This is a genomic window from Profundicola chukchiensis, assembly GCF_029664245.1.
Classification (GTDB): Bacteria; Bacteroidota; Bacteroidia; order Flavobacteriales; family Weeksellaceae; genus Profundicola; species Profundicola chukchiensis.
Genome location: NZ_JANAIE010000001.1, coordinates 58,307 through 73,178, shown reverse-complemented (window position 1 = coordinate 73,178; position 14,872 = coordinate 58,307). Strand labels below are relative to the sequence as shown.

At 36.7% G+C, this 14,872-nt stretch carries 10 protein-coding genes; 5 read left to right on the top strand and 5 right to left on the bottom strand.

Going from position 1 to position 14,872, the window contains the following annotated elements:
- Positions 1-5: 5 nt before the first annotated feature.
- From pyk to NLM59_RS00260, 5 genes are read right to left on the bottom strand one after another with little or no spacing between them, the layout of a single operon-like run.
- A complete protein-coding gene (gene pyk, locus NLM59_RS00280) occupies positions 6-1,448 on the bottom strand; it encodes a pyruvate kinase (protein ID WP_304415732.1) in 1,443 nt (480 codons plus the stop codon).
- Positions 1,445-1,903 (bottom strand): IPExxxVDY family protein, encoded by a 459-nt coding sequence (locus tag NLM59_RS00275; protein WP_304415731.1) that lies wholly within the window; start codon positions 1,901-1,903, stop codon positions 1,445-1,447. The genes pyk and NLM59_RS00275 overlap by 4 nt, the downstream gene beginning before the upstream one ends.
- A 1-nt stretch (position 1,904) precedes the next feature.
- Positions 1,905-2,654, bottom strand: coding sequence for a ribonuclease III (rnc, locus tag NLM59_RS00270; RefSeq protein WP_304415730.1), 750 nt, complete (start codon positions 2,652-2,654; stop codon positions 1,905-1,907).
- A complete protein-coding gene (fabF, locus tag NLM59_RS00265) occupies positions 2,655-3,899 on the bottom strand; it encodes a beta-ketoacyl-ACP synthase II (protein WP_304415729.1) in 1,245 nt (414 codons plus the stop codon).
- Between the two features lie 13 nt (positions 3,900-3,912).
- On the bottom strand, positions 3,913-4,149 hold the full coding sequence (locus tag NLM59_RS00260) for an acyl carrier protein (RefSeq protein ID WP_304415728.1): 237 nt from the start codon (positions 4,147-4,149) through the stop codon (positions 3,913-3,915).
- 213 nt (positions 4,150-4,362) lie between these two features.
- Here NLM59_RS00260 and pckA point away from each other — a divergent pair, with 213 nt between their 5' ends.
- From pckA to NLM59_RS00235, 5 genes are all read left to right on the top strand, one after another.
- Positions 4,363-5,973, top strand: coding sequence for a phosphoenolpyruvate carboxykinase (ATP) (pckA, locus tag NLM59_RS00255; RefSeq protein WP_304415727.1), 1,611 nt, complete (start codon positions 4,363-4,365; stop codon positions 5,971-5,973).
- 409 nt (positions 5,974-6,382) lie between these two features.
- On the top strand, positions 6,383-8,941 hold the full coding sequence (locus NLM59_RS00250; protein WP_304415726.1) for a CshA/CshB family fibrillar adhesin-related protein: 2,559 nt from the start codon (positions 6,383-6,385) through the stop codon (positions 8,939-8,941).
- Positions 8,942-8,960: 19 nt separating this feature from the next.
- The gene (locus NLM59_RS00245) at positions 8,961-9,506 is read left to right on the top strand and encodes a hypothetical protein (protein WP_304415725.1); all 546 of its coding nucleotides are present in this window, start codon (positions 8,961-8,963) and stop codon (positions 9,504-9,506) included.
- 1,932 nt (positions 9,507-11,438) lie between these two features.
- Positions 11,439-13,223: a hypothetical protein gene (locus NLM59_RS00240; protein WP_304415724.1), complete on the top strand. Its 1,785-nt coding sequence runs from the start codon at positions 11,439-11,441 to the stop codon at positions 13,221-13,223.
- Between the two features lie 21 nt (positions 13,224-13,244).
- Complete coding sequence (locus NLM59_RS00235) at positions 13,245-13,775, top strand: hypothetical protein (protein WP_304415723.1); 531 nt, start codon at positions 13,245-13,247, stop codon at positions 13,773-13,775.
- The last annotated feature ends 1,097 nt before the right edge of the window (positions 13,776-14,872 follow it).

The following is a 14,872-nucleotide window of genomic DNA, read 5'->3' as shown; positions in this document are numbered from 1 at the left end:
ATGCCTTAGATGGTAGTAAATCTTAAAGTGTTCGTAATACCCTTTCTAAATACTGGCATGGCATTTAAGTTAATCACAAAATCACCATCCATTACCAATCCACGACGCTTCAAGAAACGGTTTACTTCAATCACAGTTTCGTCTGTACTCTTATCTCCTTGGTAGTAGAAAGCCTCTACACCCCAAAGTAAATTCAACATACCTAAAATGGTTCTGTTAGGTGTGAATACAAAGATGTTAGCATCTGGTCTGTGCGATGAAATTTGGAAAGCGGTGTATCCCGAGTAGGTGATAGTAATAATAGCTTTTGTTTTTGTGTGTTCAGCCATTTTAGCTGCATTAAAACAAATTACATTGGTAATATGTCTTTTGCCCTCTGTATCTGATGGTGTATGCGTAGGAACACTAATGTGCGGATCATTTTCCACTGTCTTACAAATGTTCGCCATCACTTTGATAACTTCCACTGGATTTTCTCCTACCGAAGTTTCACCACTTAACATAACCGCATCAGCGCCATCCATTACAGAGTTGGCTACGTCGTTCACTTCCGCTCTCGTAGGCGTTAAGCTATCGATCATAGACTCCATCATTTGAGTCGCAATAATCACAGGTTTTCTAGCAATTTTTGCTTTATCTACTAAGACTTTTTGAATTACCGGAACTTGCTCCATAGGGATTTCAACACCTAAATCTCCTCTGGCTACCATTAATCCATCACATTGGGTGATAATCTCGTCGATATTCTCAATTGCTTCTGGTTTTTCGATTTTAGCAATAATTGGAATCTTATGTGGAGAATGCTCGTTGATTAAGTTCTTAAGGTCGATTACATCTTGTGCATGTCTTACGAAACTCAAAGCAATCCAATCTACTTCTTGCTCAATGGCAAACTTAGCATCCTCAATATCTTTTTCAGTTAAAGCGGGTAAGGAAACATTGGTTTTAGGTAAGTTAACCCCTTTTTTAGATTTTAATTCACCTCCTTGAATTACTTTCGCCGTAACTTCTTTGTCTTGATCGGTTGATAAAACTTCAAGAATCAATTTACCATCATCGATAAGAATATTTTCCCCAACTTTTACATCCTTCGCAAACTGCTTATAAGTCATAAAAACTTTTTCAGCGTTTCCGGTAACTTTATCATTGGTGAAGGTTAAAACATCTCCAGGATTTAAGAAAGATCCTTCCTCAACTACGCCCACACGTAACTTTGGACCTTGTAAGTCTCCTAAAATCCCAATAGAAACATTTTCTTCTTCGTTAATCTCTCTAATCCAAGCCATTTTCTGAAGAACATCTTCATAATCAGCATGCGAGAAATTGATTCGAAATACGTTTACACCTGCGTAAACTAATTCGCGTAATATTTCTTTGGTATTCGTTGCTGGACCTAGGGTTGCAACGATTTTAGTCTTTTTATTAAATATTTTTCTTTCGATTGTCATATGAAAAATAGTTTTTCTTCTTTGTTAGATAAATCTATAATTTGGCTATAATTTGAAACAAACCAAGCTTGCTCCAAAGGTAGAGGATTTAATTCACCTGCTTCCAAATGATAGGGTATTTTAAGCAGATAATCAAAATGTTTATGTTTTTTTAATATATGTCTTTGTGAGCCCATATTGGGGAATAAGGAATCCTTGTTTCCTTTACCTTGATTGGGATGTGAAAGGTTTTTGATGATATAGAATGGATCTTGCTCAGACCCTAAGGCACAACTATAAAGCGAGTAGTGAAAAACTTGCTCGTCTAGGTAAATATCAAAGTCTTTTATACGGGCAAACTTAACCTTGAAAATTTTGTTGATTGAATAGATAAATTTGACTTCGTCTAGGCGATTAGAGCTTATTCCGAATAGTGTAAATTCATCTTCGAAATCATCCCATAATTGTAGTGCCATATCAATTCATCTCATTTTGTTTGGTATAGAAAGTACGTTTTGCAGCATTTTCTTCTGCTTTTTTCTTAGACGTACCTCTACCTTTCGCAATCACCGTCTTATTTATACGCACAATACTCACAAAAACTGTGATGTCTTCTGCATTTTGCTCTTCAAAAGTATTGAACTCTAGGTTCACCTTTTGTTTTTGAGCCCATTCCAATATATAGCTTTTGTAGCTACTAATTCGATTTTCTAGCTGATTTAAATCTACATATCGCTTAATAACTATGCGATCAATAAATTTTTTGGTCTCAGCATAACCTTGATCTTCGTAGACAGCACCCACTAAAGCTTCGAATAAATCTCCCGCCACATTATTGCTTAGGGCGCTTTTTTGTTTGTTGCCTTTATCAACAAATCCAACTAAGCCTAAATCTTTACCAATTTCGTTTAGATGTCTACGGCTTACAATTTTAGAACGCATCTGAGTTAGGTAGCCTTCTTTTTGTTCGGGCGCTTGATCGAATAAAAATTCGGCAATCACTGCACCCAACATGGCATCTCCCAAAAATTCTAAACGTTCGTAATTGACAGAAATTCCGTTAGCGTCAAGAATCTGAGCGCTACGAGGTATAAAAGCCTCTTTAAACAAATGAGGTTTAAGAGGCTTGAATTGTAGTATATCTAGGAGTTTAGGAGACAACTCTTCGGTGGAAGCAACTTTCTGTTTTGCTCCAATTTTTAGAAATTTCCTAAGCCCAGATAACATTTAATATTTTTTGAATAAAACACATGCATTGTGTCCACCAAATCCAAAGGTATTGCTCATCGCATATTCGATGTCTTTTTCTACCGCCTTATTAAAGGTGTAATTAAGATCAGGTACTTCTTCATCTTTTTCATGAAGGTTGATAGTAGGAGGAACTAAACTATTATAAATAGCTGCCACGGTGGCAATTCCTTCTACAGCGCCTGCTGCTCCCAATAAATGGCCAGTCATAGACTTCGTACCATTGATTTGAATGTTTTTTGCGTGATCTCCAAATAAATCAACCACTGCTTTTGGCTCCGCAATATCACCTAAAGGCGTTGAGGTAGCATGCATGTTAATGTGATCTATCTTATCTGCTGTGATTTCGGCATCCTCTAATGCATTTTTCATTACACGATATACGCCTAATCCTTCCGGATGTGGTGCTGTCATATGATAAGCATCGGCAGATAAACCTCCACCAACAACTTCTGCATAAATTGTTGCACCTCTTTTTAGTGCGTGTTCTAATTCTTCTAGAACCATCGCACCAGCTCCTTCACCTAAAACAAAACCATCTCTTCCTTTATCAAAAGGACGTGATGCTGATTTTGGATCATCGTTTCTGGTCGACATCGCATGTAATGCATTAAATCCACCTACACCTGCAGCCGTAACTGCAGCTTCTGAACCACCTGTAATAATAGCATCTGCTTTTCCTAATCTTAATAGATTATACGCATCAATCAAAGCATTTGATGATGACGCACAAGCAGAAACTGTTGTGTAATTAGGTCCCATAAATCCATATTCCATAGAAATAAGACCTGGAGTGATATCAGCGATCATTTTCGGAATAAAGAATGGATTGAACCTTGGAATCCCATTCCCTTTAACATAAGAAGTTACTTCTTGTTCAAAGGTGGTAAGTCCACCAATTCCTGAACCCCAAATAACGCCCACTCTTCCTTTATCCGGTTTAGCATCCAATAATTGACTATGTGCTACCGCTTCTCTTGCTGCTACTATACCTAATTGTCCGCACCTATCCATTTTTCGCGCCTCTTTGCGATCATAATGGTCTAGAGGATCAAAGTTTTTCACCTCACAAGCGAATTGTGTTTTGAAAAGCGAAGCGTCAAATAAAGTAATAGGAGCTGCGCCACTTACACCATTAATTAATCCCTCCCAGTATTCTGAGAACGTGTTACCAATTGGTGTAAGTGCGCCTAATCCGGTAATAACTACCCTTTTGAGCTCCATAAATAATGTTTTATTATTTGTTTACTTCTGTAATATATTGAATAGCTTGACCAACTGTAGAGATTTTCTCTGCTTGATCATCAGGAATTTGGATATCAAATTCTTTTTCGAATTCCATAATTAATTCAACTGTGTCTAGAGAATCTGCTCCAAGATCATTGGTGAAGCTAGCTTCTGTAGTAACTTCGCTTTCTTCTACTCCTAGCTTATCAACGATGATTGCTTTTACTCTTGATGTAATATCAGACATAATTTTACTTTTTAGATTATTGGGCAAAAATAAGAAACTTTATCAATATGGCACCAAATTTTTACAATGTATGCATAATAACCCCTGTAGTGAGTTGGCTACCAACACAATAATTATTAAATCCAATTTTTATTTAATGATTAAAATTAGGGATTTTTATAATGATTCTTTAATTGAATCTTCATAAATTTACCCTTCTAAATTAATTATTAAATGGAAAAAATAAAGTCAGCTCTAGAATCTTACGGAATTAAAAACGTCCAGGAAATCATGTATAATCCTTCTTATGATGTATTATATAAGGAAGAAATGCAACCTGGATTAGAGGGGTTCAAACGCGCACAGGATACCGAATTAGGTGCTGTGAATGTAATGACTGGAAAATTTACCGGACGATCACCTAAAGATAAATTCATCGTTAAAGACGACGTGACTAAAGATACTATTTGGTGGAACTCGCCTGCAGCGCCAAATGATAATAAACCTACTACACAAGCAGTTTGGAACGACCTTAAAGGTCTTGTTACAGACGAGTTGAGCAACAAAAAATTATATGTTGTTGATGCTTTTTGTGGTGCTAATGAGGATACTCGCCTTAAAGTTAGATTTGTTATGGAAGTGCCATGGCAAGCTCACTTCGTTACTAATATGTTTATCCGCCCAACGGAAGAAGAACTTAAAAACTTCGGTGAACCAGATTTCGTTATTATGAATGGTTCTGAAGCTGTAAACGACAAATGGGAAGAGCACGGTCTTAACTCAGAAGTATTTATTGCCTTCAACTTAACTGAGAAAATGCAGTTAATCGGTGGTTCTTGGTATGGTGGTGAAATGAAAAAAGGTATGTTCGCGATGATGAACTATTACCTACCATTAAGAGGTATCGCTTCTATGCACTGTTCTGCTAACGTAGGCGAAGATGGTGATACTGCGGTATTCTTTGGTTTATCTGGAACTGGTAAAACTACTTTATCTACAGATCCAAAAAGAAAATTAATTGGTGATGATGAGCACGGATGGGACGACGAAGGTGTATTCAACTTCGAAGGTGGATGCTATGCTAAGACTATTAACTTAGATCCAGAAGCTGAGCCAGACATCTACGGTGCTATCAAGAGAGATGCATTATTAGAAAACGTAACTGTAGACGAAAACGGTAAAATTGACTTTACAGATGGTTCTACTACACAAAATACACGCGTTTCTTACCCAATCTACCATATTGACAATATTGTTAAGCCAGTTTCTAAAGCTGGACCTGCTAAGAAGGTTATTTTCTTAACAGCAGATGCGTTTGGAGTTATGCCTCCAGTATCTAAATTAACACCTGAGCAAACTAAATATCACTTCTTATCTGGATTTACAGCTAAGTTGGCAGGTACAGAAAGAGGAGTAGATACACCTACACCAACTTTCTCTGCATGTTTTGGTGAGGCTTTCTTATCATTACACCCAACCAAATATGGTGAGGAGTTAGTGAAGAAAATGGAAGCTAACAATGCAACAGCTTATTTAGTAAACACAGGATGGAACGGAACAGGAAAGAGAATTTCTATTAAAGATACGCGTGCTATTATTGATGCTATTTTAGATGACTCTATCGAAAAAGCGGAAACAACCATGATTCCTATCTTTAACTTAGAGGTTCCTACTGCATTGCCAAATGTGAACCCTGATATCTTAGATCCAAGAGATACTTACGAAAACCCAGACAAATGGGAAGAGAAAGCTCGTGATTTAGGTCAGAGATTCATCAAAAACTTCGAGAAATATACAGATAACGACGAAGGAAAAGCATTAGTTGCTGCTGGACCACAGTTATAAGAATTCACATAGTTTAATTATATATAAATCAGCTTGAGATTTTCTCAAGCTGATTTTTTTTTTGTTCATATTTTTTTGTGCTTCCTCAACGTCTTTAGTCATAGACTTTGTGTAGAGTGTACACGGCCTTAACTTTTAAAATCTGGAAACTTTTTATTCATGATTATTAAACAAAAATATTTTGCAGCACAATTTTTATAATCATTAAAAATAGCATCTAGAAATTAATATTTTAAGAGAAATATGGTTTGATTTGTAGGGTGAAATGTTAAAATATTAAAGATTTTTTTTGAATTTAATTTTATTTGTATGTTTGCGAGGTTGGTTTAAGTAATTGATAGTAAAATATTTATAATTTAAATCAGCGCCCAAACAAACTAAACTAAATTTTAACCATAAAACTTTAATTATGATTTTTAATCCTCAAGGTCGGCATAAGCTGTTATGGCTATGTTGCGGCCTTCTACAAATTATTTTCCTGCAAGCTGTGCAGGCGCAAATTTCACCATGTGGTACGCCGGAAGGCGAGCACATATGGTATACAGATTCAGACGGTATGTTAGGCTATATTGAATTAGACACAATTGACGGTAACTCTTGGAATCCAAGGTGTGATGTTGGAAGCGGGCGAAGCATATTTGGTGATATAGCATTTGATGTAGATGGTAAGTTGTATGGTATCACAAGGGAAAACCCAGCTAAGATTTATGAGGTGAACACCTCTGTGACAGACCTTGGTTCTACTACTTCTGTTTCGTGCGCGGCAAGAAATAATACTCTGAAATACACTTTTTCCTCTGAAGGTACAACGTATGATTTTGGAGAATCATTAACCTTTTTGCCGGATGGGTCGGCTCTTATGAGTTTTAGTAGAAGTACGATTGTCTATAGGCTTAAGCTAAATCAAAGTTCAGATCAGCTCTCAGTTTGGAAAGATTTGGACTTCCAATTTTCATATCAAGGCTATGGGCCTATTGGTGATTTGGTTTATTTAAATGGTAAGCTTTATGCAACATTTTCGCACCGTGATGGGCAGTTTAGGTTGTATGAAATTACGCTAGACTCTAATTATAACTATTCATCTCTTAGGTCTTTAGGGAGATTCGGAGCAAAACCATTAGGTTTGGCTGGTGTAGATGGGCAACTTTATGCCACGGTGGATCGTGGTTTACAAAAAATAGTTGTACCTACAGTAGCAAATGATAATTATGTATTAGATTATGAACAGGTTCAAGACGTAGATTTAGGCCCAGGTAAAACTTTTTTGGGCGCTACCTCAAAACAAGACCCATTTGGTGGGTGTAATACAGTAGATTTAAGTATCTCTAAAACAGTATATCCAGCGCAGGCTCAAGTGGGAGAAACTGTAATATTTAGGCTGACAGCTAAAAATATTGGTGGTGAAAATGCAACGGCTGTTAAAGTAGACGACCAACTTCCAGCAGGTTATACTTTTGTTTCTGCTAGTCCTTCTGCTGGTACTTGGGCAGATAATCAATGGAGTATTGGAGACTTGGATGCAAACCAAACAGAGATCTTAGATATAACAGCTACGGTTGCACAAGGAGCTGATACTAATAATTTATTAAACACGGCTACTATTACTAGTGCAGATGTGGATTTAGATACTAGAGATAATACTTCTAGTGTGGCTGTAGAAGTCGTAGCTAAACCATGTAATTCGGGGATAGATACTGATGGTGATGGTGTTAGTGATATTTGTGATTTGGATAATGATAACGATGGTATTTTAGATGCTGATGAACTGAGGTGTGATACCCCAGATGTGTCTAATATTGTTCAGAATGCCGGTGGTGATTATAATCCTGGAGCTTATAAACAACAATTATATTTCTTTGATTGGCAAGGTATAAGCTTAACGAATGGTGCTACTAAAACGTTTACCCTTCCAGATGGTTTAACAATTACTGCTACATTTTCTAATGTTGAGATTGTTGGCGGCGGCGGGGGAAGCCAAGGTGCAGCTGCGGTAGACACCAAACCTTTTAAAACTTGGACTCATTCTTGGCTAGCTAAAAAATATAACACCGAGAGTAATCATACGAGTTTCTATGGTAATCAAGCGGTTACTTCTTTAAAAGCCACAGTAACTTTCTCAGCCCATAAAACTGTTGATGGTGTTGATATTCCTTTTAGGCTAGATCTGATAGCAATGGATTCTGAGACAACTACCCCTTCTTTAGGCTTAGAAGAAAGTTGGTCGGCAACTACCAACGGTGGTAATTGGCAATATCTAGATCACATAGGTACGGGGGGTGTATGGGAAGGCGTTGGAAGTAATAAGATTACAACCACTGATACAGAATTAAATACAGGTAATGCATTCTTCTATTCACCTAATGCTACTGAATTGAGTTTTGAGCTTAAATCACCTTCAACACAACAGCAAGCCTTTGCGATTGGTCTTTTCTTGGTGTGTGACACAGATAACGATGGGATTCCAAATTATTTAGATACAGATAGTGATGGAGATGGTTGCCCAGATGCGATTGAAGGGGACGAAAATGTAACGAGGCATGATTTAAATGATGATAATACAATTAATTCACCTGTAGATGATAAGGGAGTTCCAACTTTAGTAAATGATGGTGGAGCTGCTGATGTTGGAGGAGATAGAGGACAAGGAGTAGGAACCTCTAAGGATGCAAGCATAAATGCTTGTAACTGTACAGCCGAACCAACTCGCGGTGGCACAGATTCAAATACACCTATCGGAATTTCTACATTAAATAGAAATACAACGGATTGGGTGACGCAACATAAAAATGGATTTATCAAGCTAGAGTCTGATAAATATGGTTTTGTACCTACTAGAATTAAAACAGACGAAAGAGATGCTATTGCTGAACCTATCGAGGGAATGGTGATTTGGAATATCGATACGCAATGTTTAGAGTTGTACAATGGTACACAATGGGTTTGTACACAAAAAGGTTGTAATCAATAATAAATAAATGAAAATAATAATGAAAAATATATATATAATACTATTTACAATAGTAGGATTTAGTATGATACAGGCACAAGTTGCCATTGAAAAAGACAATGTCACCAACAATTCAGTTTTATTAGAGTTTAATGATCAAGCAGAAGGGAATACGAATGGAAAAGCTAAATCCATTATCCTTCCTTGGGTTGGAGCAGATAAAACAGGAGAGCAAGGAACGATTGTTTATGACGCTGCAGACAAAAAAGTAAAGCTTTTAAAGGAGGGCGATGTTTGGGTAGATCTTACAGAGGCTGGAACTGAAGAGGTTTCTAATGAAGTTCAAGGAAGCACTCAGGATAACGCAGGTGTTGAGATTACGGATGGTACATTTACAGAATCAGCAGAGGTTACAGCTGATGCTCCAGCGGTTCTAAAATTAAATAGTAAAGACAAGGCATTAGTCCTGCCAAGAGTTAATGGAATCGAAGAGGTAGTTAATCCACAGCCAGGTGCTTTGGTTTATGATTTAAAAAGTAAATCCATAGCCGTATTCAATGGTAGCCTATGGCATTTTTGGAATTAATTCAATTAACACATTCATAAAGAAAGCCGACTCATTAGAGTCGGCTTTTTTATTGCTAATAAGTTGTGACGAAGACTGATTAAAGGCTGTTTAACGCGAAGCGTCATTCCGCACTTGATTCAGAGTTCCTCTTGTCAGGCTGAGTGATTTTGCGTAGCAAAATTGTATCGAAGCCTAAGGCAAGGATGAAATGATGAATATTAAATTCTAAACTTTGAATTACTCTTCATATTGCAACACTAGGAATCCTTAAACCTTACACCCTACACCCTAAACTAATCAAATCCGAAGCGTCATTCCGCACTTGATGCGGAATCTCATGCTCAAGTGGGTTAAAGGTGGTTTAAAGGTAGTTTAAATAGTTTAAAGGTTGTTTAACCTAAAGTCTCTCTTGTCAGGCTGAGTGATTTTGCGCTGCAAAATTGTATCGAAGCCTAGGGCAAGAGAAGAACGAAGTACGTCAAGCTGTTTTTCTGTCGACATTTCGATACATTTTTCTCTAAGGAGAAAAACACTCAATGTGACAGAAAGCTCTAAACTCTACACTATTTCCTTCCTTCTACCTTCTACTTTATGCTTTCGACTAGAGCATCCTCTTGTCAGGCTGAGTGATTTTGTGAAACAAAATTGTATCGAAGCCTAAGACAAGAGTTAAATGTTGAATTTTAAATAATAAATTTTGAATTATTCTGCATGCCGTATAGCAGTAATTCTTTAAACACTACACTCTACACCCTAAACTAATATATTCCGAAGCGTCATTCCGCACTTGATGCGGAATCTTTTAAGTTTTAACCGAACATTGTGCTAGATGCTGAATCAAGTTCAGCATGACACACGGCTTGTTATTTCGTTAAATGAAAACCCGAAACGTTACTCTGAGCTTGATGCGGAACCTCTCTTGTCAGGCTGAGTGATTTTGTGGAGTAAAATTGTATCGAAGCCTAGGGCAAGAGAAGAACGAAGTACGTCAAGCTGTTTTTCTGTCGACATTTCGATACAAATTTTTCTAAGGAAAAATCCTCCTCCATGTGACAGAAAAACGTTACACTCTTCACTATTTTCTCCTTTCTACCTTCTACTTTATGCTTTCGACTAGAACATACTCTTGTCAGGCTGAGTGATTTTGCATAGCAAAATTGTATCGAAGCCTAGGGCAAGAGAAGAACGAAGTACGTCAAGCTGTTTTTCTGTCGACATTTCGATACAAATTTTTCTAAGGAAAAATTCACTCAATGTGACAGAAAAACGTTACACTCTTCACTATTTTCTCCTTTCTACCTTCTACTTTCGACTAGAGCATCCTCTTGTCAGGCTGAGTGATTTTGTGCAGCAAAATTGTATCGAAGCCTAAGACAAGGATGAAATGATGAATTTTAAATTATAAATTTTGAATTATTTTGCATCCCGTAAAGCAGTAATTCTCTAAACACTACACTCTAAACCCTACACCCTAAACTAATATAACCCGAAGCGTCATTCCGCACTTGATGCGGAATCTTTTAAGCTATAACCGAGCATTGTGCTAGATGCTGAATCAAGTTCAGCATGACATGCGCCTAGCTATTTCGTTAAATGAAAACCCGAAGTTTTACTCCGAACTTGATGCGGAATCTTTTAAGCTTTAAACGAGCATTGCGCTAGATGCTGAATCAAGTTCAGCATGACATGCGCTTTGTTATTAATAAACTGAGAAATTGTTTAATCTCTGTTACAAATAGGTCTTAAAAAACCTATAAATTAAGAACTTATGAAAGACTGGTTATACAAAATATTTATCATATTATGAATAATTAGTATAGTAAAGCTTTTTATAATGTTAAAAGTGTATTAACTTTGCAGATTGTTAGGTTTTAACTCAATTTATCTTAAAACCAGTATCCAACAACAAACCAAATTAAGAAAATAATATATCAAACTAAACATTAGATTATGAACAAAAAACTAACTTACTATTTAAGTAAAACCCATTGGAGTCTGTTGCTTCTTAGTGGTTTTTTATTACAGCCTTTATTGGCGCAAGTCTCTTTTCCTTACTCTCAAAATCTTACAACTGCGGTAGATCCTAGCGAAATTAGGTTGTACAATGATGCTCAATTTGTTGATGGGTTAGGGTTACGACTGACACCGGCAGAGAATAGTAAATTTGGTGCTGCTATTTTAGCAGGAGCAACATTTGCTTCGAACGAAGGGCTAAAGATTGAATTTGAATATGGAATGTACGGCGGATCTGGAGCTGATGGTATTTCTGTATTTTTATTTGATGCAGAAGCAGATAATGACAATTTTGAAATAGGAGCTAAGGGTGAAGGATTGGCTTATATGTACAATCGAGCTAAAAGCATTGGGAATCTTGGGGATAGAAAAAAAGGATTATCTGGAGCTTATTTAGGTATTGGTTTAGATGCTTGGGGTAAATTTAAGGAACAAGCTTATTTTAATGATAAAAGAAAGAATGGAGTGCGCACGGAGGATATTGGGGAAGAATTTATTAAGAACCATGTTACACTAAGAGGAGCATTTGGAAAAGGGGATTTGCCGGATCCAAATGTTTATGGTTATAATGGTAGAACGGAAGGGTATCATGGCTATCCTGTTTTGATATCAGAACCAACCAATAGTGGTGATCAGAAAAAAGTTATTCTAAAAAATAATGGTGATTTTGATATTACAGCTGTTAATAATCCAACAGGTTTTACATTGAATACTCAATCATTTGGAGACAATCCATCTGATCAAAATTATAGAAAGGCTATCATTGAATTGGTACCTGCATCACCAAATGGATACTTAGTTACCGTTAAAATTCAACATGGCAATACAATTTCCACTATAATCGAAAATTATCATTATAAAGAATCTTTGCGTTATACAGAGAATGCAAATGCTAGAGATAATAGAGAAGGAAATATTCTAGGAGGAGAAAGAAGTGATGATTCTAAACATACTTTAGACGCTTCGATCCCGGATAATTTTAAAATTGGTTTTGGTGCTTCAACAGGTGGTGAAACAAATATCCATTTAATTAGAAATCTTAAAGTAGAGAAGTTATTTGCTGCAGAAGCAGAAGACGATTTGGCGAGTCTATCTTGTGAAGAATCAGTTGAGATTGCTGTGTTAGAGAATGATTTTGCTTACGAGGGTATTCCTGCTGTTGCATCTAGTGAATACATAGATAAAACTAAATTTAATTTTATTGCTGAGAATGGTAATGTCTATACAAATTCTTATATTCAAGATGGAGTAGGTGTTTGGTCTTATGATTCAGATACAGGGCTAGTTACTTTCACAAAGGAAGAAGGCTTTGAGGGAGAGGCAAGCATTCAGTATAGTATTATAGGTAGAACTTCTCCTTATGATGGAGACGATTATCGTTCATTGCCAGCAACAATTACAGTTAATGTTGAGCACTGTGTTTGTACTGTAGAAGGAAACACAAGCGTACCAGCTCTAGTTGCGTCTACAGGTATTACAACCTTGAATAGAAATTCTAATACTTGGTTAGAAGATGTAAACCAGGGAGTGAACTTAGTATTGGAGTCATCTACTAAGCCATTTGTAATTACAAGAGTAGTTAATGTTTCTAATATAACTGAACCAGTAGAGGGAATGTTGGTTTGGGAAACTAGCACAAGAAGTTTGAAGCTTTACAAAGCATCAGGGTGGAGTACGCTGAGAGAAGGATGTAACAAACCTGTGTTAAGAACAAATCAATAATTAACTTAAAGAAATAATACAATGAAAAATATATTTTTAACTATAACATTAGTTTTAGGCTTAGGAGCGATGAGTGCTCAAGTAGCTATAGATCGTGAAGACGTAAGAGGAAGTGCTATATTAGACTTTCCAATAGATGCTGAAAATACAAAAGGAGGAATTTTATTACCAAGATTGTTAAACACAGTTAATGTTGCTAATGCAGCAGCAGGTTCTTTGGCATACAATCAAGCTAAAAAGCAAGTAGAATATTATAATGGATCAGAGTGGGTGAGATTGTCACATCCATATAATGGTTTTGCAGTTTACACTAATCCTGATTTTGCTGAATTGAATGCAGAGGGAGTTGCTATTACTACTGGATTCACTATAGGTGGAATGGAAACACCAGATAGTGTTTTATCTTTAAATGCAAGTGATAAAGCAATGGTTTTACCTAATGTAGCAGACGTTACCCAATTACCATCTCCACAAGCAGGTACGATCGTATATGATAGAAACAGTCAATCTTTAGCTATTTACAACGGCCAAGTTTGGAGCTTCTGGAATTAATAGGTTTAGAGATTAATCTAAATTAAAAACAATTAAGCCCCTTAAAATCGCAAGATTTTAAGGGGCTTTTCTTTTGATGATAAGGTAGGGTTAAGGTGGATTAAAGGTGGTTTAACCCGAAGCGTCATTCCGCACTTGATGCGGAATCTCATGCTCAAGTGGATTAAAGGTGGTTTAAAAGTAGTTTAAATAGTTTAACCCGAAACGTCACTCTGAACTTGATTCAGAGTCTTTCTTGTCAGGCTGAGTGATTTTGCGCAGCAAAATTGTATCGAAGCCTAAGACAGGGATGAAATGATGAATTTTAAGTTATAAATGTTGAATTATTCTTGCAGCAGAGTAGCAACTCTCTAAACCCTACACCCTAAACTAAAGAAACCCGGGGCGTCATTCCGCACTTGATGCGGAATCTCATGCTCAAGTGGGTTAAAGGTGGTTTAAAAGTAGTTTAAATTGTTTAAAGGTTGTTTAATGCAGAGCATCTCTTGTCAGGCTGAGTGATTTTGCGCAGCAAAATTGTATCGAAGCCTAAGACAGGGATGAAATGATGAATTTTAAATTATAAATTTTGAATTATTCTGCATGCCGTATAGCAGTAATTCTCTAAACACTACGCTCTATACCCTACACTAATATAACCCGGAGCGTCATTCCGCACTTGATGCGGAATCTTTTAAGCTATAACCGATCATTGCGCTAGATGCTGAATCAAGTTCAGCATGACATGCGCCTTGGCTTTCCGTTAAATGAAACCCCGAAGTGACACTCTGAACTCGATTCAGAGTCTTTCTTGTCAGGCTGAGTGATTTTGTGAAACAAAATTGTATCGAAGCCTAAGACAAGAGAAGAACGAAGTACGTCAAGCCTCTTTTCTGTCGACATTTCGATACATTTTTCTCTAAGGAGAAAAACACTCAATGTGACAGAAAGCTCTACACTCTAAACCCTACACCCTAAACTGAATTCCCCTTAAAATCCTCAAAAAACACCAGTTAAAAGCCACAAAATGGGCATTAAAACAGCGTGAAAATGCTAGATATATACAACCATTTCACCCGATAAAGAGCCTTAAAATCTATGATTTTGAGTAAAAATAA